Raw genomic sequence first — 19,836 nt, 5'->3', positions numbered from 1 at the left:
AATATCACAATAATATGAAATTTCATATTATTATACGAAAACAGGCAGCACATATATATATAGTGTGCTGCCCGTTTTTCATCTTTTTAATTCGGCGATGATTTCAAATGATCTCATTCTGTCGGCATGCTCAAAGCTTTCTGAATTCACCATGATTTCATCCGCCTGTGTTGTCCGGATGAAGCTTTCCAGCTTCTCCTTCACACGCTCCGGTCCGCCGACGATCGTTGAACTGAGCTGTTCATTGACCATCGCTTTTTCATACGGCGACCAGATTTGATCCATGTCTTCAACAGGAGGCTTCAGCTGGTTCGGCGTGCCGCGGACGAGGTCTAAAAATCTTTGATAATGCGATGTTGCCAGATGCTCCGCCTTTTCATCCGTATCGGCGGCAATGACGGTGACGCCGACCATCGCGTACGGTTTATCCAGTACATCTGACGGACGGAAGGAGCTGCGGTACAGCTCAAGGGCGGGCACGGTGTTTTTCGGTGAAAAGTGAGCCGCAAAGGCGAACGGAAGCCCGAGCTCTCCCGCAAGACGCGCGCTGAAGCCGCTTGAGCCCAGAAGCCAGATCGGCACGTCCAGCCCTTCGCCCGGAATGGCGCGGACTAGATTGCGCACATTGCCTGACGGTTTGAAGTAATTTCTCAATTCTTCAAGCTGCTCCGGGAAATCCTCCCCGCTGTTTATGTTTCTTCTTAAGGCCCTCGCCGTTAATTGGTCGGTACCCGGCGCACGCCCGAGTCCGAGGTCAATCCGCCCTGGATATAACGTTTCAAGGGTTCCGAATTGCTCCGCGATTATAAGTGACGAATGATTCGGCAGCATAATACCCCCAGAACCGACGCGGATTTTTTTCGTGCCGCCGGCGATGTGGCCGATCAGCACCGCCGTTGCCGAGCTGGCAACGCCTTCTATATTATGATGCTCCGCAAGCCAATAGCGGTTATAGCCCCACTCCTCGGCGCGGCGCGCTAAATCCATGCTGTTGCGGAACGATTCAGCAACCGTTCCCCCCTGTACGACCGGCGATAAATTCAATACGGAAAACGCAGTATCTTTCAATGTATGTTCAGCCATCGTTTTCTCCTTTATGGTTTAGTGTAAGCAGATCTTAAACAAGGTCTCTCTACACACCTTACCACAGCTTTTCCCGTGAGTTAAACAATTTGATTCGATGATCTTCGAACAATCAGTCAGCGGCGGTTTTCTTACGGATGAACAGCTCCTCGGCGACATCAATAAAAAGCTTGGCGGCAAGTGATGCGTCTTTCATGGAAGGAACCGCCAGCTGCACCTCCCTGAATACATCCGGCGTAAACTCTTTAATCACCACTTCTTCCGGGAGGGGATTGCCGGCCATGGACATATCGGATAAGATTGCCATGCCCAACCCCTCCCGCACCATATTGATGGACGTGCTGACATTAAACACGGTAAAGGCCGCGCAAAGTTCGGCACCGGCTTGTTTAAACAGGCCTGCAAAAGGTGACGTGTAACCGCCTTCGCAAACCACCATCGGTTCACCGTCCAGATCTTTTATCGTTACGGTTGAGCGTGCGGCGAGAGGATGATCTTTATGCATAACCGCTGCCATTTTGTCTTTTTTCAGCAGAAAGGAATCCATATCCTCTGTCGGGAACAGCAGAATGCCCGCGTCAATCATCCGGGATTGCAGCCATTCTTTTACTTCGTCCGCCGTTCCTTCATGAAGCACCAGTTCAAGCTTCGGATACCGTTTTTTAAACACGCTGATCAGCTTTGGAATGAAATAAGCGGAAGCGGCCGGAAATGTGCCGATGTGAATCGTTCCCTGTTCAAGCCCTCTTTCCGCGGCCGCCAGCTGCTCGGCTTTTTCTATGCCTTTGAGCACCTCTCTGATATGAACGAGAATTTTTCCGCCCGTGTCCGTGAGCCTTACGCCGTTGCGGCGCTCGCGGATGATCAGCTTGATGCCGAGCTCTGACTCAAGCGCCGAGATGGCATGGCTGACGGCGGGCTGCGTCATATTCAGCGCCTGCCCCGCTTTTGTAAAGCTTCCCGTTTCAGCGATTTGAACAAAAACCCGCAGTTGTGTAATCGTCATAACGTTTTACTTATGCTCCTTATAAAAAAGATTCATTTTATTTATCTTACTGATTACCGTATCATATGATGGAATTGTTCTACAAGGAGTGAACGACGTGAAACAGCTTTCGAAAATACAGACGGCTCTTATGCTGGCGTTTCTAGTCACGGTATGGGGAATTAACTGGCCGCTGACAAAGGCCGCGCTTGCCTATTCGCCGCCTCTTCTGTTTGCCGGAATCCGCACGCTGATCGGCGGACTTCTATTATTAATGGTGGCGCTGCCCCGTTTTAAAAAGCTGCGTTTTAAAGAAACGTGGCCGATCTATCTTATTTCTGCCATTTTAAATATTACTTTATTTTACGGCCTGCAAACGGTCGGCTTGAATTACCTGCCTGCCGGCCTATTTTCAGCCATCGTGTTTTTCCAGCCGGTGTTAATGGGCGTTTTTTCTTGGCTGTGGCTCGGGGAATCGATGTATCCTTTAAAAATAGCCGGTCTTATTCTGGGCTTTGCCGGTGTCGCCGTCATCAGCGCAGCCGGTTTCGGAGGCCATATTTCCATCGCCGGCATTCTTTTGGCCCTAGGCTCCGCGGTCAGCTGGGCGCTCGGCACGGTATATGTGAAAAGAACGGGCGGACGCGCGGATTCTATCTGGATGGTCGCTCTTCAGCTTCTGATCGGCGGCGTGCTGCTTGTCAGCTCCGGCCATTTTTCAGAAAGCTTTTCAGCCATTCAATGGAAAGCTCCGTTCATTCTCAGCCTTCTGTTCATTTCAGTTTTTGTTATCGCGCTCGGCTGGCTCGCCTTTTTTACGCTTGTCGGTTCAGGGGAAGCAAGCAAGGTTGCCTCTTACACCTTCCTGATCCCGCTCATATCCATTGTCGTCAGCTCGATATTCCTGCATGAGCCGCTGACCGTCAGCCTTTTAGCCGGACTGCTTCTGATCGTCACAAGCATTTGTTTAGTGAATATAACACCGAAGAAACTGAAAACACCTGCTCTGGCCGCAGAAAAAAAGGCCGTTCATTAAAAAAACTCTTGCCGCGGGGCAAGAGTTTTTTTATTTATTGACGTCTCCCTTTCACAAGATACGCAGCCGTAATGAGGAGATAGATGGCCGCAGTGATGCATGTGATGACGATGGATGTCGTCGCAATTACGCCGATCAGGATGGCCAAAAGCGCAAGCACCGAGAACCATGTCGTGTACGGGAACCATTTGACGTAATAAGCCGGCTGTTCTGTTGAATGTTTTCTTGATTTCAAATGGGCGAATCCGATAATCAGCCAGATGAACAGCACGGTATAGCCGAGTGAACCCATCAAATAATTAAACGTCTGGCTTCCTGCGAATAAAGAAATCAGGACGCCTACATATAAAAATGACGTACAAGTCAGAATCGCATAGACGGGAACCTTTTTCTTCGATAGTTTTGAAAAAACTTTCGGCACCCGGCCGTCAGAAGCCTGCGTAAACAAGACGCGGGATGATCCGTACAGTCCCGAATTCATAGACGAGATAATCGCAAGAAGAATGACGGCATTCATAATATGGTCGGCACCCGGAATTCCGATCATCTTAAATACTATGACAAACGGGCTTTCGGGAACGCTGTTGACTTGATTCCAAGGAATCAGGCTGACGATGATGAAAAACGGCAGCAAGTAAAAAGCGACAATCCGCGTTAACGTGCTTCGGACAGCTTTCGGGATCACCTTTTCGGGATTTTTTGTCTCCGCCAGCGTGACGCCGATGATTTCCGTTCCGCCGTATGAGTAGATCACGACGAGCATCGCCGTAATGACGCCCCCCGCTCCATGCGGGAAAAATCCTCCGTGATCCGTTAAATGAGACAGCCCCGGCGCCGTGTGATTGCCGAATGAGAAAAATAAAAGCAGAATCCCGCATAAAATAAAGATGACAATCACTGTAATTTTAATAAGCGCGAGCCAGTACTCCGTCTCGGCAAACAGTTTCACAGAAAGCATGTTTACGACCGTCACCACGATGGAAATGATCAGAGCCAGTATCCATATCGGACATTCCGGCAGCCAATATTGAATGAAAATGGCGGCTACGACCGCCTCCGCGGCAATATTGAGCACCCACATTTTCCAATAGATCCAGTCTAAAAAGTATGCAGCGTACGATCCGAGCGACTGCTGAACCAAATCACGGAACGTCCTTGCATGTTTGTTTCTGACTGCCATTTCGGCCAGCCCTTGCATAATAAATAGCAGAATGATTCCGCCGAGGAGGTAGGCCAGCAGCACGGACGGCCCCGCCTCATCAATCGCCGTGCTGCTGCCTTTAAAGAGCCCGGCCCCGATCGCGCCTCCAAGCGCCATCATCATAATGTGTCTGGACGACATCGTCCGTTTTAACGTTTGCTTGTCCTTTTCCATCTATCACACGCCCTCTCGCAAAAAGTGTTCATCACATAAAAAAGCACGCCGCCTCTTTAGGAAAAGAGACGGCGTGCCTTAGGCAGCCGCGGTACCACTCTTGTTGATCCCGAAATATCCGGAATCCAGCTTAAAAACCTTTTAACGAAGGTCAGCCGTTAGGACATAGGGAATATTCCGACAATTCCGTTCCGCCCTGCCACTTCCGGGCGAGTTCAAAGAACAATCAGTCCGCGTTGCACCAACCCGCGGCTCTCTTTTTCTGACTGGATTCTTTTACTGCTCCCGTTCACAGTGTTTTATGTTAAATGAATCTCTTGAGTTTTTATTTTCTGAATATAGTATCATAATATACAGTCTTCTATTTTCAAAGTCAATACTAATTTTTGCCGCCTATTGTCCTACCCGGTGATTCGGAAATTTCAGCTGAAATCCGGACACAAGGCTTTGCTTTCCGGGCGCCGCGCTTTCCGCTTTCACCTTTGTGTTTGCGTATAAAAACAGCGCAAGCGCAATGCCGAATGATATGACGAGAATCCATACTTTTTTCATTCAGGTGCCTCCTCACTTTCTATCATCGGCGGCTTTTTCTCTTTTTTTATATACAAAATTGAAAAAACAATTTTAAAATTCTGTTTTCCTTATATTGAAACTTGCTTTATCATAAAAGTATGCGTTTACATTCAAGTAGGGAGGTTATAGCATGACCCCTGTGAATTCAAGCAGCATCGGGAAGATTCAGGCGGCCAGCAAAGGTTTGTCGCCAAAATTGAGAGCGATTGCAGACCATATCGTGAAGGAACCGAAAGACGTGGTTCACCTTTCCATCATTCAGCTGGCGGAAAAAACGAAAAGCTCTGAAGCGACGATTTTCAGGCTGTGCAAACGGCTCGGTTTTTCCGGCTATCAGGATTTAAAAATCGCGCTTGCTCAGGAGATCGTTCAGGAGCCGGTGCAGCACATTCATGAAGAAATGAGCCCCGACGACGATATCGAAGTCATCATCCAGAAAGTTTTCCGCACAAACATTTCCGGTCTGACCGATACCTTTCATTTATTAGATCCGGCCGACGTTGAAAAAGCGGTAGAAATGATCCACCGCGCAGACAGAATCGAATTTTACGGAAACGGCGGTTCCGGGCTGATCGCCACTGACGCGTATCATAAATTTATGCGTACGGGTATAAATTGCATCGCGCACACAGATTCTCACTTTCAGGCGATGTCAGCGGGTCTTCTCGGTCCCGAAAGCGCAGTCATCGGCATTTCTCATTCGGGAAGCAATAAGGACGTGCTTGACGCGGTGAAAATGGCCAAATCGCTCGGCGCTGGCACGATCGGCATTACAAGCTACCAAAAGTCGCCGCTCACCCAGATTTCCGACGTGGTGCTGTATACGTCAACAAGGGAGACGGCTTTCAGAACGGAAGCAATGTCCGCAAGGCTTGCCCAGCTGTCGGTCATTGATACACTGTATTTCGCCACGGCCCGGCTGCGGCAGGAGAAAACGCTCGCCAACTTGCAGCAAATCAGAAAAATGATCGCGCACAAACGTTTGTAATCGCTTTCTGAATATTTATTTTTCAAAAGAGAGAATGCCGATACAGCGGGAATTGAGGCAATTTTATGAAAAAAATTTTCTTCTTCATCGTTGATTTATAAAAAATTATTCCTATAATTGACTTTGTAAGGGCATACATTATCAATCTATCTTATTATTCAATCAGATTAGGCGGGATATATTATGAAGGAAACCCAAGCTGTTATCGGTCTGGATATCGGCACAACCAGTACGAAAGCCGTTCTGTTCGGACCAAGAGGCAAAGTGTTAGCCAAGCATTCGGTTCACTATGATTTAATACAGCCAAAGCCGGCATGGGCCGAGCAGGATCCTGAGCACATTTTGGAAGCGGTTATCGGAAGCATCAGGGGAGCCGTCACAAAGGCCGGACTGAGTCCTGACAATCTGCTTGCAATCGGCATCAGCACCGCCATGCACTCATTGATAGCTGTCGATCAAAACGGCGGCCTGCTGACCAAAAGCATCATTTGGGCGGACAACCGCAGCGCCGAGCAATCAAAACGGATTTTAAAAGAGATGAACGGTTTTGATATTTATAAAAGAACGGGTACGCCGATTCACCCGATGTCTCCGCTTTCCAAAATTGTGTGGATGAAAGAACAGGACAAGGAGACATTCGCGAAAACCGCCAAATTCATCAGTATTAAAGAATATATTCTGCACGAGTTTTTCGGAACTTATGTCGTCGATTATTCGATCGCTTCGGCAACGGGGCTGTTCCGTTTAGATACGCTTTCCTGGGATGAAGAAGCGCTCCGGATTGCCGGAATCCGGGAAGATCAGCTGTCGGACATCGTGCCGACCACTCATCAGCTGCGCGGCCTTGCGCCGGAAATCGCTGCACGGATGGGCATTCATGCGGATACACCGTTTATTATCGGCGCAAATGACGGCGTGCTCGCCAACCTTGGAGTCGGCGCGATCGGCAAAGGCGAAGTGGCCGTTACGATCGGAACGAGCGGAGCCGTGCGTTCGGTGACGGATGCGCCGATTACGGATGAAAAAGCGCGGACATTCTGTTACGCGCTGACTGACAAGCATTGGGTCATCGGAGGCCCGACGAATAACGGAGGCATTATGCTGCGCTGGCTTCGAGACGAATTCGCTTCTCCGGAAGTCGAAACGGCGAAGCGGCTCGGCATTGATCCGTACGATTTAATGATTGATATCGCTGATAAAGTGCCCGCAGGCTCTGAGGGATTGCTGTTTCTGCCGTTTTTATCAGGGGAGCGCGCGCCGTTTTGGAATCCGAATGCCCGCGGAACGTTTTTCGGCATCAGCCTCCGCCATAAACGGGAGCATTTTATCAGAGCGGTGCTGGAAGGCGTCATCATGAGCGTCTTTTCAATCGGTGTCGCACTGAGAGATTTGGCGGGCCCCGCAAAAGACGTGCGGGCTTCGGGAGGATTTGCGAGATCACCGCTTTGGAGGCAGATTTTGTCCGATACGATGGGACGGGAAGTCCTCGTTCCGGAAAGTTACGAAGCCTCGGCGCTCGGAGCGGCCGTTCTCGCTTTGCACAGCCTTGGCGAAATGGAACGGATCGAGGATGTTCAGGACTGGATCAGAATTTCTCACCGTCATGAACCGAACGTCAAAAACAGCGAAACATATATTGAGCTGTTTTACTTATACGAGCGGCTGTATGACAAGCTCAAAGATGAATTTGACGTCATCAGTGAATTTCAGCTCAAACAAAGCCGTTAATTCTTCTTTGAAAGGGTGAAAAGGTCATGTTACTGTTTATTGTCATTGCCGCTATTATCGTTTTACTCTTATTGATTACGGTCGCTAAATTAAATCCGTTTATCAGTCTTTTGATTACATCCATCCTTGTCGGTTTCGCAACGGGCATGAATCTGCCGGACATTATCGCTTCGATGAAAACCGGGCTCGGCAATACGCTGTCGCTGCTTGCGATCGTGCTGGCCCTCGGTACGATGCTCGGAAAAATGATGGCTGAATCAGGCGGTGCGGAGCGTATCGCCCACACCCTGATCGGCCGCTTCGGCAAAAAGAAAGTGCATTGGGCGATGATGGCCGTCGCTTTTATCGTCGGCATCCCGGTCTTTTTCCAGGTCGGCTTCGTCCTGCTCGTGCCGCTTTTATTTACGATTGCGATTGAAACCGGGGTTTCATTAGTGACGATCGGGATTCCGCTCCTTGCGGGACTTTCCGTCGTGCACGGATTGGTTCCGCCCCACCCGGCGGCGATGGCGGCTGTCGGCATTTATCACGCCAATGTCGGAAAAACGATTTTGTTTTCTTTAATCGTCGGCATTCCGACTGCCATCATCGCGGGGCCGCTTTACGGAAAATGGATTGGTAAGCGCATTCATAAACCCGTTCCCGAACTGTTGAAAAAACAATTTATTGAACGGAATGAAAAACGCAAGCTTCCGGGATTCGCAAATACATTGTTTACGATATTGGTACCGGTGATCCTGATGCTTATGGCAACGCTTGCCGAAATTGCGCTTCCGGAAAAAAGCGCGCTCTATGAAACTTTTAAATTTATCGGCGACCCTGTCACGGCGCTTTTGATCGCCACGGTTTACTCCTTTTTCAGCCTTGGTTTTTATCAGGGCTTTGACAGAGAAAGCATTTTAAAATTCAGCAATGACTGTCTCGGGCCGATCGCTTCCATTCTGCTTGTGATCGGAGCCGGCGGCGCTTTTAACAACGTCCTGATTGATTCAGGCGTCGGCACGTATATCGCTGACATGGCGAAGCATTCAAGCTTCTCTCCCGTTCTTTTAAGCTGGACGATCGCGGCGGTCATCCGCGTCGCCACAGGTTCAGCGACTGTCGCCATGATGACGGCGGCCGGCATTGTTGCACCGATTGCATCTGTCATGCCTGGCGTCAGCAGCGAGCTTCTCGTTTTGGCAACGGGAGCGGGCTCTTTGATTCTGTCACATGTCAATGACTCCGGTTTCTGGCTCATTAAAGAGTATTTCGGAATGACGGTAAAAGAAACGTTCCTGACATGGACGGCGATGGAAACGATTATTTCTGTCAGTGCGATCTGTTTTATCATGATCATTAACGCGTTTATATAAAAACAAACCCCGGCCGCAAACCGGGGTTTGTTTTTTTATCGATCATTCACAAGGATATAAGCGGCTTTAACGGGTCCGTGGACGCCGACAACCAAATCCATTTCGATATCGGCCGAGTTGCTCGGTCCAGTAATATAGTTGATGCAGGAAGGAACGGTGACGCCGTCTCTGATCTGCTGTTTCAGTATATCGCTGGCCTGTGTCATTCTCGGCACAATGGAAGATTTCGGGATGATTGCGATATAGGTGGTCGGAAGCAGGCTGACAGAACGGCCGGCATGCTCTGACGCATACAAAACGACGGTGGCTGATTCTGCAAGCGTAATCTCGCTGAATGTGATGCCCACATTCGCTTGTTCCGCTTTTTCAATATTTTTCGCTCCTTGTTCCGCGTCCCATTCCCAAACTGGAATCCCTTCATCCGGCCACTCTTCTGTCATAAGGGTCTGCAAGCCGTACGTTTCAAACCGGCTGTCCTTCGGAATGATGACAGGCCCTCCTTCAAAGCGGTTCACCTGCGTGCGCAAAGCGTCGTAAAGCCCGGCTGCATCCGTTTCGATCAGTTCGGTATGAATGTTGACACAGTGGTCTTTCAGCATCGTGACAAGATCGTCTTCCGTACAGTCCGCATGCGTTTGATATTGAGGCTGATACTTCCATTCAGGCAGGGACACGCCTGATTTCCTGCGCTCTCTGCCCAGACTTTCGGCGATCCGGTTTAAAAAGGATTCCTGATGTGTAACCGTCCCTTTCATCATCATTCTTCCCCCTTTTGTTTTTCCCGGTCTTTAAACCAATCTCTGAATCTCGATTTATGCGGCGCCGGGAAATCCCGTATTGCCGTCCATTCTTTTAACGGCCCCGGCCCTTTTGATATTTTGTCATCTTCCGTAAACGGCGTCATGGCGGCAGGCGCCCATTTCGATCCCATTTTATAAAGGGACGGGGATGACGAGCCGAGCCCGAAGGCTTTCATCGCCAGTTTTTCGCTGATCGGCGCTTTGCCCTCTTTTTCCACGATGTTCTGCCGATGCTTGAGCAGCAGCTCGTGCAGCGGAATTTTAACGGGACATGCTTCCGTACAGGCCGCGCATAAGGAAGATGCGTACGGGAGCTCCTTGTATTCGTCATATCCGCCGAGAAGAGGCGATAAGACGGCGCCGATCGGACCCGAATAGATGGACCCGTACGAGTGTCCGCCGACATGCCGGTACACGGGACAGACGTTGATGCAGGCGGCGCAGCGGATACATTGCAGCACCGATTGGAATTCCGTGCCGAGTATGCGGGAACGCCCGTTGTCCACAACCACAAGGTGGAATTCCTCAGGCCCGTCAGCTTCTCCTTGCTGACGAGGTCCCGTCAGCGCCGTAATGTAACTTGTAAGCCGCTGGCCGACCGCGCTTCTCGTCAGCATGCTGACAAGCACTTCAAACTCAGAAAATGACGGAACGATCCGCTCCATTCCCATCACGGTGATCTGCGTCTTCGGCAGCGCGGACACAAGGCGGCCGTTTCCTTCGTTCGTCACGAGACTGACCGATCCGGTATCCGCGATTGCAAAGTTGCAGCCTGTAATGCCGACATCCGCTTCGAGAAATTTTTTCCGGAGAACGCTGCGCGCGTGCATGACGAGCTCTTCCGGTTTTTCCGTCTGTTTGTATTCGAGTCTCTCTTTAAACACGTCACGGATCTGCTCTTTGTTTTTGTGAAGAGCGGGAGCAACGATATGTGACGGCGGATCGTGGTCGTCAATCTGGAGAATGTATTCGCCGAGATCCGTTTCTGTGACTTCACAGCCCTCTTCCTCAAGCACTTCGTTCATATTGATTTCTTCTGTTACCATGGATTTGGATTTTACGATTTTTTTGGCGTTTTTCTGCCGGATGACATCGCGGATATAGGAGGACGCTTCTTCCGCCGTTTCGGCGAAAAAGACGTGTCCGCCTCTGTTGGCGACGTTTTCGGCGAGCTGTTCCAAATAGAAATCAAGATTGTCCAGCACATGCTGTCTGATTTCTTCCGCATGGGAACGCCAATCCTCCCAGTTTCCCAATTCCTCGGCCGCCTGAAGCCTTCTTGTCCTGAGCCGTTCCTGCGCACCGGAGACGGCTCCTCTCATAAACTCATTATCTATTCCTTCTGATACCCGCTCTTTAAAAGCGGCGGTACCGATTTTCATCGCCATGATTTTACCCCCTTGTTGTTTCTCGTCTTATCTGCTGTTCAGCACTTCTGCGATGTGCATGACTCTGACGTTTTTATCCTTACGGTCAAGACGCCCGCCGATATTCATCAGACATCCGCAATCCGCCCCGATCAGCACCTCGGCCTCCGTGTCTTCCACGCAGGCGACCTTCTCATCCACCATTTGTTCAGAGATTTGCGCCATTTTCACAGAAAATGTTCCTCCGAATCCGCAGCATTGGTGCTTTCCGGGAAGCGCGGTCAGCTCGAGCCCTTTGACATGGCGCAAAAGCTTCATCGGCTCCTCCGACACGCCGAGCAGCCTCGTCATGTGGCATGATGTATGGACTGTCGCTTTTTTATGCAGCACCGCCCCGACATCCTCCACCCCGAGAACGTTGACGATAAAATCCGTTAACTCATATGTTTTGTCCGCAAGCTGCTGCGCTTTTGCGGCCCACTTCGGATCGTCCTGAAACAGATGCGGATATTCACGGAACATCGTCGTACAGGAACCTGACGGACTGACGACATACTCCGCTTCTTCAAACGCGGCAATCATCCGCTTCATCGCTTTTTTCGCATCCGTCACATACCCGCTGTTGTATGCGGGCTGCCCGCAGCAAATCTGCCCCTCGGGAAAATCCACCTCACACCCGAGCCGTTCCAGCACCTCAACCGTCGCCTTTCCGACATTGGTCTGGAACATATCCACAAGGCACGTGACAAATAATGAGACTTTCATGATGAACCCCTCTTTCATCCTCAATATGTGATCCGGTCATCTGATGACCTGTTTTTAGGAAAGCTCTATGAATATCCTACACTATTCTGAATATGGATTGGAAGGTTTTTCTGAAAAATCCTTTCGCCTGATGTGCTGAGGGGACAAAAAAAGAGAAGCCCGAAAGCTCCTCATGCTGCTCTACATCCCGTTTTCCAGCAGGCGTCCCAGTTTTTGCACACCCTCTTTTATCGCGGCTTTACCGGCATAACTGAACGACAGGCGAAGATATTCCGCACCGTCTTCCTGATGCAGAAAAAAATATTTTCCGGGGACATAGGAAACGCCGTGAGAAAGAGCCTGCGCCAGCAGTGCGGACGTATCCGCTCCAGGCGCTTTCACCCATACAAAGTAACCGCCTTTAGGCACGTGCCAGGATGCGGATTCCGGAAGATATCGCGCTATTGCGGCGAGCAAAACGTCACGTTTGCTTTGATATGCTTCCCGCAAGGCGGCGAGCCGTTTTTCCACATTCGTTTGTTCCAGATAGACGGCGGTCACCGCTTGGGAAAACGGGTGGCCTAAGTCTTTTTTTAACCATGACAATGCCGTGATGAATGCGGCGTCCCCTGCAATCCAGCCGATCCTCATACCCGGGGCGATGACTTTTGATAATGAACCGGCGTACAGCACCCGGCCGTTTTGATCCATGGCTTTCAAAGGCGGCGGAATATCGGTGAATCCGAGCTCGCCGTATGCATCATCCTCCAAGATGAGAAAATCATACGCTTCGGCAAGCTGAAGCAGGCGGGTTCTCCGCTTCGCTGACATTACGGTTCCCGCAGGATTCTGAAAAGCGGGTATCGTGTAGAGAAGACGGGGAATCAGAAGCCCTTTTCGTTTTCTTTCCTCAAGCATGAACGCTAATGTTTCTGTTTGCAGGCCCTCTTGATCTGTCGGAATGCTCATGATATGCGGTGTGTAATTTTTAAAAATCTCGAGCGCTTCCATATAAACCGGAGCTTCAACGGCAGCGGCGGTTTGTTCATCGAGGAAAACCCGGGCTGCCAGATCTATCGCCTGACAGGCGCCTGACGTCACGAGCAGCTCATCGTCCCGACAGTGAATGCCGCGGGTGGCTAACCGTTCTTGAATCTGCTTTTTTAAAACGGCCGTCCTCGGGCTTCCCATATAATGCAGCGGCAGATCGCGCTCCTCATCCAGAAGGTGGGCGGCGGCTTCTTTCAGCTCCTTATCAGGAACGAGTGCGGGATCGGGATAGCCGGAATGCAGGGGGATGCACGCTTTCGGAACTGCCGGCATCCATTCCCCGGGAGGATCGTTTGTCAGAGCTTTCTTTACATGGTCAGAAAAAAAAGATTCGGCCTGCATGTGATGTTATCCCCTTTCACAAGTCAGCTTCTATACATTTTCTTCAAAATAAGCCCCCAGCACTTCTTCCACATTCGTCAGATGCGCCGTCATCGCCGCTTCCGCTTCATCCGCGTCTCCAGCGGCGACGGCGCTGTAAATGCGTTCATGCTCTTCATACAATCGCTGCACGCTCGTTCGTTTAGAAAACAGCCAAATTTTTCTCGTTTCTCTCATTGTTTCCAAAAGGAGCGCGGAGACATGATTCATGAGATGCTTAAGCAGCCCGTTTTGTGATGCTTCCGCCAGCGCCATGTGAAAGGAGAAATCTGCTTTTTCGCCCAATTCTTCATCTCCGTCGATGTCTTTCATCTCCAAGAGAGCTTGGCGGATTTTTTGTAAATCGTCTTCGGTGCGTTTTTCAGCGGCCATGGCGGCGACGCCGAGTTCAAGCAGCTTTCTGACTTCGAGCAGCTGTTTGACGTCCTCTTTTTTCATCAAGAGGGCGGAAGAAAGCGGCTGGGAAACATGAGACGGCTCAAATTCTCTTATGTATGTGCCTTCTCCCTGCTTCATGTCGACGAGCCCCATCGCTTTCAAAGCCGACAGCGCTTCTCTGACCGCCGAGCGGCTGACCTGAAAACTCTCAGAAAGCGCCTGAACGGAATCAAGCTTTTCACCCGGCTTAAGCTCGCCCGCTTTTATCTTCTCCAGCAATGCGTCAGCGACTTCTTCGTAGATTTTTTTCGTTTTAATTTGTTTATATTTCAACGCGATCACCCCGTCACTTGTGAATCTTGATGTTTATCGTCTATTATACTTCTTTTTTCGCACCGCCGACAGGTTCAGACAATTTGTTCAAGAAAAGTATTGTACTTTCAAAACTTTCAAAATATAATGCTAATTAACCCGGTCATCAGATGACCTTATCATAAAAAGTAATCGCTTACATGACATAAGGAGGGGTTTTTTAGGGATGCAATGGACACAGGGGTACGCTCCTTTAGGGGGAAATTTGCTTTTATCGGCAGCTTGCGCGCTCGTGCCGATTATCTTCTTTTTTTGGGCGCTTGCGGTGAAACGGATGAAGGGGTACATCGCGGGGCTTTTCACGTTAGCCGTTTCACTTTTAATCGCTGTATTTGTTTACGGCATGCCGGCGGAAAAAGCGGTGATGTCCGCTTCTCAGGGAGCGGTGTACGGGCTGCTTCCGATCGGCTGGATTATCGTCACATCGGTCTTTCTGTATAAAATCACCGTGAAAACGGGACAGTTTGAGATTATCCGGAGTTCGGTGCTCTCAATTACAGATGATCGGCGTTTGCAGGCGCTGCTCATCGCCTTTTCATTCGGGGCGTTTTTAGAAGGCGCCGCCGGTTTCGGCGCTCCCGTCGCGATCTCGGCCGCTTTGCTCGTCGGACTTGGTTTTCAGCCGCTGTATGCGGCGGGAATTTGCCTGATTGCCAATACGGCCCCCGTTGCCTTCGGTGCGATCGGCATTCCGATTACCGCCGTCGAAGGTCCGACCGGGATACCTGCAATGGAAATTTCCCAAATGGTCGGCCGGCAGCTTCCGTTTTTATCCGTCTTTATTCCGCTTTACTTAATCATTTTAATGAGCGGGTTTAAAAAGGCTTTTGAGATATGGCCGGCCATTCTTGTTTCCGGCGTCTCCTTTGCGGCCGTGCAGTACGCAAGCTCGAATTTTTTAGGGCCCGAGCTTCCGGATGTGCTGTCGGCGCTTGTTTCCATGGCCGCGCTCGCTCTGTTTTTGAAATTTTGGAAACCGAAAACGGCCTTTCGTTTCGCCGCAGAACGGGAATCAGCAGCGGCCGCTGACCGGGCGCCGATCAAGTACGGGGGCGCCGCGGTGTTTAAAGCGTGGTCTCCTTTCCTTCTTCTGACGGCCATGATATCCGTTTGGGGGATTCCCGGCGTGAAGGCTGCCTTAACCGGTCATTATGAAGGAACGTCAATGTGGCTTTCCTGGCTGAATGCAGCCGGGCGCGCATTGACCTTCACGCCTCCCGTCCCATTTGTAAATCAGCAGATTCTTCAGGCGGACGGCACGCCGATTGAAGCCGTATACAAGCTTGAGCTTTTCGGTTCAGCGGGGACGGCGATTCTGATTGCCGCCGTCATCTCCAAGTTCGCCCTCGGCATGTCGTGGAAGACGTGGGGCGAAGCGTTTATTGAAACGGTGAAAGAGTTAACGCTTCCGGTTGTGACCATTGTTTCTGTTGTCGGCTTTGCTTATGTGACGAATGCTTCCGGCATGAGCACGACACTCGGTCTTGCGCTTGCCATGACGGGCGCGATGTTTACCTTTTTTTCGCCGGTGCTCGGCTGGCTCGGCGTATTTATTACCGGCTCTGATACATCGGCCAACCTATTGTTCGGCGGATTGCAAAAGGTAACGGCGCTCTCTGTTGGGATGGACCCGGTTCTCTCCGTCGCCGCCAATTCATCGGGCGGTGTCACCGGAAAAATGATTTCTCCGCAATCCATTGCGGTTGCCTGTGCCGCTGTCGGTCTGGCGGGCAAGGAAGCCGATCTTTTCCGCTTTACGATTAAGCACAGTCTGTTTTTGCTTCTGCTCGTCTGTCTCATTACATTTTTACAGCATCATCTGTTTTCATGGATGATCCCGTAACACGGAGAACCTCCCCGGGGTTTGGCTCGGGGAGGTTTCAGCTGTACCGTTTTCTCGCCGATGACGGCGGAATATTTAATTGGTCACGGTATTTGGCGACGGTGCGCCTTGAGATTCGGATGTCATATTGTTCATGCAGCAGATCGGCAAGCTTTTGGTCTGAAAAAGGTTTCTTTTTATCTTCTTTATGGACCAATTCCTCCAGATGCGCTTTTACGGCATAATTGGAGGCGCCGCCGTCCCCCGATGATTCAGCTTTCGCCGAGAAAAATGTTTTCATTTCATACAGTCCGTACGGCGTCTGAACGTACTTCCCTTTGATGGCCCGGCTGATCGTTGATTCGTGGAGCTCCAGCGTTTCCGCCACCTCTCTTAAGGTCAGCGGCTGCATTCCGCTTTTTCCTGTGAGAAAAAAGGATTCCTGCCGTTCAGTCAGGACGCCGATAATTCTCGTGATCGTTTGTTTTCTTTGCGACAAAGCCCGGTTCAGCCAGCGCCATTCCTGATATTTTGCCGACAGATAATTTTTCGTGTCACGGCACCCGGCAGCTGACAAGAGCGGCTGATAATGGGTATGAAGCTGGATGTCAGGAAACGAACGGCTGTTGAGCCGCGCTTGAATGATGCCGTTTTTCACTGTGATGAAAATATCCGGTTCCACGTAAAAACCCGGCTCCTCATGCGCATAACGGAGCCCCGGCCTCGGATCAAGGGCGCTGATCATGTCAGCGATGTCCTGAATGTCTTTAAGCGGAATGCCCGTTTTTGTTGTAAGCGCTTTCCAGTTCTTTCTTGCAAATAGCTCAAAATAGGCTTCGGCAATCCATTCCGCCTGTTCGTTCCGCTCAGGAAGACGGCGGAGCTGAAGAAGGATGCATTCCTGCAAAGACCGGGCGCCGATTCCCGCGGGCTCAAGGGATTGAAGCTTTTTCAGAACCGCTTCCGTCTCCTCTTGTGAAGCGGATACATGGTCGGCGGCAGCTGGTATGTCCTCTTTTAAATATCCGTTTGAGTCCAATGAATGTATCAGATAATTGAAAATCTTTTTCTCATCATCGGACAGCTTCATGTCTAAGGCTTGCTGTTTGAGCGAATCCTGCAGCGTTTTGCGGGTATGTCTGATCTGCTGGCTTCCGTCCCGTTCTTTCATCCTGTTTTTATTTGTTTTATGGTAAGATAGTGGCGGCGTGTCTGTTTCCTTTCGTTCAATCAGAGGGTTTTCCAGTGAGAGCTCATCAATATATCCGGCCAGTTCCGCGGAATTGTATCCGAGTAATGTGATAGCCTGTTTAAGCTCTTGCGTTAATTGAGGCTTTAACATTTGTGTTTGCTGAAGTTTGATATCCATCATGCTCACTCCCCTTTTTTCATTGTACATGATTGGTTTCATACCGTATATACTTATTAAAAGGAGTTGCTTTATAGATGTCAGAACTTTTTTCTGTTCCTTATTTTATTGAAAACTTTACACAGCACATTGAAATGAATCCGAATGAAGACCGAATTCATGCGATGAACAGCTATTACCGCTCCGTCGTCTCAACCCTTGTTCAGGATCAGCTGACGAAAAACTCGGTTGTGCTCAAAAGAATTCAGCATTTGGATGAGGCGTACAACAAAGTAAAACGCGGAGAAACAAAATAAACCTTCCGCTCATTCAAAGCGGAAGGTTTTCCTTCGTGCCGGCGATTTCCCCGATCAGACGGACGTCCGGCGCTTCGTGCATCCAGGTGTAATAATAGTTGGCGTTTTTCCCGTATGAATTATCAATGACGGTATTCGGTTTCCCGAGAAGCGAGGACAGGATGTGGCCGTGAAGCCTTGACGTTTCCACCGATTCGTACCTGCTGAAAAACAGAACCGCTTTTTTCGTCAAGAAATCGGAATAGCGTTTCCAAAACCGCGCAATCGGCAGCGGGTTTCCCGCTTTTTTATTCAAAACATTCAGTGTTTGGAAAAAAGCGATTCCCCTGCGGTCGCTTGCTGACAGCACATCCTGCCAGTCGCAGCTTTTAACGGAAGGATTGTTTTGCAGCTTCGGATTGATTTCCCCATCCGTGCGGATAAAATGAAGCCTGCCGCGTGACGGAGCCGCTGACGCCGCGATCGGATACAGCTGATGGGCCATATCAGGCATAAGCCCGATATGATTCGCCGAAAAAAAGCGTTTCGCGGTCTCGTATGACACATGATCCCTCGTAAACAGGTGGAGATCCTTGTGCCCCGCAAAAAGCGCCGATGTCTTCCCAAGCCGTGTCTCATCCTGATAATAGATGGATTGCGGCAGGATGACGATCCTGTTTTCCGGGAAGGATTTGACGATTTTTTCCCTGAACGTCTGATAGTACTGATAGAGATCCCCGAAATTTCCGCCACCCTGACAGACGATGATCGTCTTTTTGTCCGCCCGGCGCCCGAATGGAAAATTGTCGGGATTCCAGCGCTGTTTCACGCAGATGCCGTGTGCTTTAAAAAACGCCTCCGTCCCTTTCATTATCAATAAATCCCCTACATTTCCGTAGAGGGGATAGTCGGCATATATGATGTCAGATTGCGGCGGTATAACGCTGAGCAGACCCGTCAGCGTTTCTTTTAATCGGCTCATAACATGGCGGCTGTCCATGTTTTCTCCCCTTTCGTTTCAAACAGTTGCGCAAGTGCGTCAATGACACGCTGCTGCTCCTCAGAAGACAGGTCAGACCCGGATGGCAGACAGATGCCCCGGCTGAAAAGGTTCTCAGAGACACGCTCATGTTCGCTGTGAGGATAAAAGACGGAAGATGAGAAAAGCGGCTGCGTATGCAGCGGTTTCCACAGCGGCCGGGCCTCAATATTCTGTTCCGCAAGACAGGTGACGGCTTCTTCCGGCGTCACGCCGTTATCAAGCGTCAGAGCCGTCAGCCAGCGGTTTGAAACCGTTCCTTCAAGCTCCGGCATCATGCGGATGCCCGGATACGTTTCCAGCGCTTCCCGATACCTGTGAAAGATTTCTCTTCTGGCCCGGACGCGATCTTCGAGCACTTCCAGCTGCGATATCCCCACGCCCGCGAGAATGTTGCTGAGCCTGTAGTTATAACCGAGCTCGCTGTGCTGGTAATGAACGGCGGCATCTCTCGCCTGTGACGCAAGAAACCTCGCTTTTTCAATCGCGGCTTCATCGTCAGACACGAGCATGCCGCCTCCCGATGTTGTAATGATTTTGTTGCCGTTAAAGGAATAAATGCCGAAACGGCCGAACGTGCCGCTCTGCCTGCCTTTATATGTTGATCCTAAGGACTCGGCAGCGTCTTCAATCAGACAGACGCCGTATGCGTCACAAAGGCTCATTAATTCATCCATTTTCGCGCTTTGGCCGTAAAGATTGACGGCGATCACCGCTTTCGGGAGTCTGCCGCGCCGTTTTGCATCCCGCAGCGCCCGCTCAAGCGCATCGGGCGACATATTCCACGTCTCCCATTCCGAATCAATAAAAACGGGCTCAGCCTGCTCATACACAATCGGATTCGCCGTGGCGACAAACGTAAAGGAAGGACAAAATACAGCGTCTCCTTTTTTCACACCCGCAAGCCGCAGGGCAAGATGGATGGCCGCCGTTCCCGAGCTTACGGCCGCCGCGCTTTTCACTCCCGCATATTCCGCGAGCCGCGCTTCAAACGAATTGACGAGCGGACCGAGCGGGGCAATCCAATTGGAGCGGAAGGCTTCTGCGATGTATTCCTGTTCTTTTCCGCTCATATGAGGCGGAGACAAATAAATCCGTTTGTTTGTTTGCATGAAA

Annotated in this window: 18 protein-coding genes and 1 other annotated feature; of the genes, 6 read left to right on the top strand and 12 right to left on the bottom strand. The window is 50.4% G+C overall.

What is annotated here, in order from left to right; genetic code table 11:
* Positions 1 to 78: 78 nt before the first annotated feature.
* Positions 79 to 1,083, bottom strand: a complete 1,005-nt coding sequence (locus OVA33_RS07980; protein ID WP_021495222.1) for an LLM class flavin-dependent oxidoreductase — start codon at positions 1,081 to 1,083, stop codon at positions 79 to 81.
* A 112-nt stretch (positions 1,084 to 1,195) separates the two neighbouring features.
* The gene (locus tag OVA33_RS07975; protein WP_014418914.1) at positions 1,196 to 2,089 is read right to left on the bottom strand and encodes a LysR family transcriptional regulator; all 894 of its coding nucleotides are present in this window, start codon (positions 2,087 to 2,089) and stop codon (positions 1,196 to 1,198) included.
* A gap of 97 nt (positions 2,090 to 2,186) precedes the next feature.
* Between OVA33_RS07975 and OVA33_RS07970 the strand changes: the two genes are divergently transcribed.
* The gene (locus OVA33_RS07970; RefSeq protein WP_022553811.1) at positions 2,187 to 3,104 is read left to right on the top strand and encodes a DMT family transporter; all 918 of its coding nucleotides are present in this window, start codon (positions 2,187 to 2,189) and stop codon (positions 3,102 to 3,104) included.
* Positions 3,105 to 3,138: 34 nt separating this feature from the next.
* On the opposite strand, the gene OVA33_RS07965 is transcribed toward OVA33_RS07970, so the two are convergent.
* Positions 3,139 to 4,479: an amino acid permease gene (locus tag OVA33_RS07965; protein ID WP_025649300.1), complete on the bottom strand. Its 1,341-nt coding sequence runs from the start codon at positions 4,477 to 4,479 to the stop codon at positions 3,139 to 3,141.
* Positions 4,480 to 4,540: 61 nt separating this feature from the next.
* Positions 4,541 to 4,781: a binding site (T-box leader), on the bottom strand.
* Positions 4,782 to 4,872: 91 nt separating this feature from the next.
* Positions 4,873 to 5,031: a hypothetical protein gene (locus OVA33_RS07960; protein WP_014418916.1), complete on the bottom strand. Its 159-nt coding sequence runs from the start codon at positions 5,029 to 5,031 to the stop codon at positions 4,873 to 4,875.
* Positions 5,032 to 5,182: 151 nt separating this feature from the next.
* Between OVA33_RS07960 and OVA33_RS07955 the strand changes: the two genes are divergently transcribed.
* From OVA33_RS07955 to OVA33_RS07945, 3 genes are all read left to right on the top strand, one after another.
* Positions 5,183 to 6,040, top strand: coding sequence for a MurR/RpiR family transcriptional regulator (locus OVA33_RS07955; protein WP_017418881.1), 858 nt, complete (start codon positions 5,183 to 5,185; stop codon positions 6,038 to 6,040).
* 183 nt (positions 6,041 to 6,223) lie between these two features.
* On the top strand, positions 6,224 to 7,768 hold the full coding sequence (gntK, locus tag OVA33_RS07950) for a gluconokinase (protein WP_007407372.1): 1,545 nt from the start codon (positions 6,224 to 6,226) through the stop codon (positions 7,766 to 7,768).
* Positions 7,769 to 7,794: 26 nt separating this feature from the next.
* Positions 7,795 to 9,123 carry a GntP family permease gene (locus OVA33_RS07945; RefSeq protein ID WP_025649301.1) on the top strand — a complete coding sequence of 443 codons (1,329 nt, stop codon included), beginning with the start codon at positions 7,795 to 7,797 and terminating at the stop codon, positions 9,121 to 9,123.
* A 35-nt stretch (positions 9,124 to 9,158) separates the two neighbouring features.
* Here the strand turns inward: OVA33_RS07945 and OVA33_RS07940 are convergent, their stop codons facing one another.
* The 5 genes from OVA33_RS07940 to OVA33_RS07920 form a co-directional block, all read right to left on the bottom strand.
* Positions 9,159 to 9,881: a LutC/YkgG family protein gene (locus OVA33_RS07940; protein ID WP_025649302.1), complete on the bottom strand. Its 723-nt coding sequence runs from the start codon at positions 9,879 to 9,881 to the stop codon at positions 9,159 to 9,161.
* Positions 9,881 to 11,311 (bottom strand): LutB/LldF family L-lactate oxidation iron-sulfur protein, encoded by a 1,431-nt coding sequence (locus tag OVA33_RS07935; RefSeq protein ID WP_007407375.1) that lies wholly within the window; start codon positions 11,309 to 11,311, stop codon positions 9,881 to 9,883. The genes OVA33_RS07940 and OVA33_RS07935 overlap by 1 nt, the downstream gene beginning before the upstream one ends.
* A gap of 27 nt (positions 11,312 to 11,338) precedes the next feature.
* Positions 11,339 to 12,055 carry a (Fe-S)-binding protein gene (locus OVA33_RS07930; protein WP_007613889.1) on the bottom strand — a complete coding sequence of 239 codons (717 nt, stop codon included), beginning with the start codon at positions 12,053 to 12,055 and terminating at the stop codon, positions 11,339 to 11,341.
* 180 nt (positions 12,056 to 12,235) lie between these two features.
* Positions 12,236 to 13,426 carry an aminotransferase-like domain-containing protein gene (locus OVA33_RS07925; RefSeq protein ID WP_110085646.1) on the bottom strand — a complete coding sequence of 397 codons (1,191 nt, stop codon included), beginning with the start codon at positions 13,424 to 13,426 and terminating at the stop codon, positions 12,236 to 12,238.
* A 30-nt stretch (positions 13,427 to 13,456) separates the two neighbouring features.
* On the bottom strand, positions 13,457 to 14,176 hold the full coding sequence (locus OVA33_RS07920; RefSeq protein WP_017418877.1) for an L-lactate utilization/bacilysin biosynthesis transcriptional regulator LutR: 720 nt from the start codon (positions 14,174 to 14,176) through the stop codon (positions 13,457 to 13,459).
* Between the two features lie 205 nt (positions 14,177 to 14,381).
* On the opposite strand from OVA33_RS07920, the gene lutP reads away from it, so the two are divergent.
* Positions 14,382 to 16,058: an L-lactate permease LutP gene (lutP, locus tag OVA33_RS07915; protein ID WP_065180494.1), complete on the top strand. Its 1,677-nt coding sequence runs from the start codon at positions 14,382 to 14,384 to the stop codon at positions 16,056 to 16,058.
* A gap of 37 nt (positions 16,059 to 16,095) precedes the next feature.
* Here lutP and rpoN read toward each other — a convergent pair whose 3' ends face one another.
* A complete protein-coding gene (gene rpoN, locus OVA33_RS07910) occupies positions 16,096 to 17,406 on the bottom strand; it encodes an RNA polymerase factor sigma-54 (RefSeq protein ID WP_031304540.1) in 1,311 nt (436 codons plus the stop codon).
* A 77-nt stretch (positions 17,407 to 17,483) separates the two neighbouring features.
* Here rpoN and yvfG point away from each other — a divergent pair, with 77 nt between their 5' ends.
* Positions 17,484 to 17,702 (top strand): protein YvfG, encoded by a 219-nt coding sequence (gene yvfG, locus OVA33_RS07905; protein WP_003151570.1) that lies wholly within the window; start codon positions 17,484 to 17,486, stop codon positions 17,700 to 17,702.
* 13 nt (positions 17,703 to 17,715) lie between these two features.
* On the opposite strand, the gene OVA33_RS07900 is transcribed toward yvfG, so the two are convergent.
* Both OVA33_RS07900 and OVA33_RS07895 read right to left on the bottom strand, forming a co-directional pair.
* Entirely contained in the window at positions 17,716 to 18,681 is a 966-nt protein-coding gene (locus OVA33_RS07900; RefSeq protein ID WP_017418874.1) for a polysaccharide pyruvyl transferase family protein, read from the bottom strand.
* A complete protein-coding gene (locus tag OVA33_RS07895) occupies positions 18,660 to 19,832 on the bottom strand; it encodes a DegT/DnrJ/EryC1/StrS family aminotransferase (protein WP_106067826.1) in 1,173 nt (390 codons plus the stop codon). Before OVA33_RS07895 ends, OVA33_RS07900 begins: the two co-directional genes overlap by 22 nt.
* Positions 19,833 to 19,836: the final 4 nt, after the last annotated feature.

Origin of the sequence: Bacillus sp. KICET-1 (assembly GCF_027721405.1) — a bacterium.
GTDB classification, from domain to species: domain Bacteria; phylum Bacillota; class Bacilli; order Bacillales; family Bacillaceae; genus Bacillus; species Bacillus velezensis.
This window is presented reverse-complemented; position numbering and strand designations above follow the sequence as displayed.

Excerpts from the sequence above, each read along its gene's own strand:
- OVA33_RS07940 (WP_025649302.1), bottom strand. The coding sequence starts at position 9,881 with ATGATGAAAGGGACGGTTACACATCAGGAATCCTTTTTAAACCGGATC.
- lutP (WP_065180494.1), top strand. The coding sequence starts at position 14,382 with ATGCAATGGACACAGGGGTACGCTCCTTTAGGGGGAAATTTGCTTTTA.
- OVA33_RS07965 (WP_025649300.1), bottom strand. The coding sequence starts at position 4,479 with ATGGAAAAGGACAAGCAAACGTTAAAACGGACGATGTCGTCCAGACAC.
- gntK (WP_007407372.1), top strand. The coding sequence starts at position 6,224 with ATGAAGGAAACCCAAGCTGTTATCGGTCTGGATATCGGCACAACCAGT.
- OVA33_RS07945 (WP_025649301.1), top strand. The coding sequence starts at position 7,795 with ATGTTACTGTTTATTGTCATTGCCGCTATTATCGTTTTACTCTTATTG.
- OVA33_RS07930 (WP_007613889.1), bottom strand. The coding sequence starts at position 12,055 with ATGAAAGTCTCATTATTTGTCACGTGCCTTGTGGATATGTTCCAGACC.
- OVA33_RS07900 (WP_017418874.1), bottom strand. The coding sequence starts at position 18,681 with ATGGACAGCCGCCATGTTATGAGCCGATTAAAAGAAACGCTGACGGGT.
- OVA33_RS07980 (WP_021495222.1), bottom strand. The coding sequence starts at position 1,083 with ATGGCTGAACATACATTGAAAGATACTGCGTTTTCCGTATTGAATTTA.
- OVA33_RS07895 (WP_106067826.1), bottom strand. The coding sequence starts at position 19,832 with ATGCAAACAAACAAACGGATTTATTTGTCTCCGCCTCATATGAGCGGA.
- OVA33_RS07960 (WP_014418916.1), bottom strand. The coding sequence starts at position 5,031 with ATGAAAAAAGTATGGATTCTCGTCATATCATTCGGCATTGCGCTTGCG.
- OVA33_RS07935 (WP_007407375.1), bottom strand. The coding sequence starts at position 11,311 with ATGGCGATGAAAATCGGTACCGCCGCTTTTAAAGAGCGGGTATCAGAA.
- OVA33_RS07925 (WP_110085646.1), bottom strand. The coding sequence starts at position 13,426 with ATGCAGGCCGAATCTTTTTTTTCTGACCATGTAAAGAAAGCTCTGACA.
- rpoN (WP_031304540.1), bottom strand. The coding sequence starts at position 17,406 with ATGGATATCAAACTTCAGCAAACACAAATGTTAAAGCCTCAATTAACG.
- yvfG (WP_003151570.1), top strand. The coding sequence starts at position 17,484 with ATGTCAGAACTTTTTTCTGTTCCTTATTTTATTGAAAACTTTACACAG.
- OVA33_RS07975 (WP_014418914.1), bottom strand. The coding sequence starts at position 2,089 with ATGACGATTACACAACTGCGGGTTTTTGTTCAAATCGCTGAAACGGGA.
- OVA33_RS07955 (WP_017418881.1), top strand. The coding sequence starts at position 5,183 with ATGACCCCTGTGAATTCAAGCAGCATCGGGAAGATTCAGGCGGCCAGC.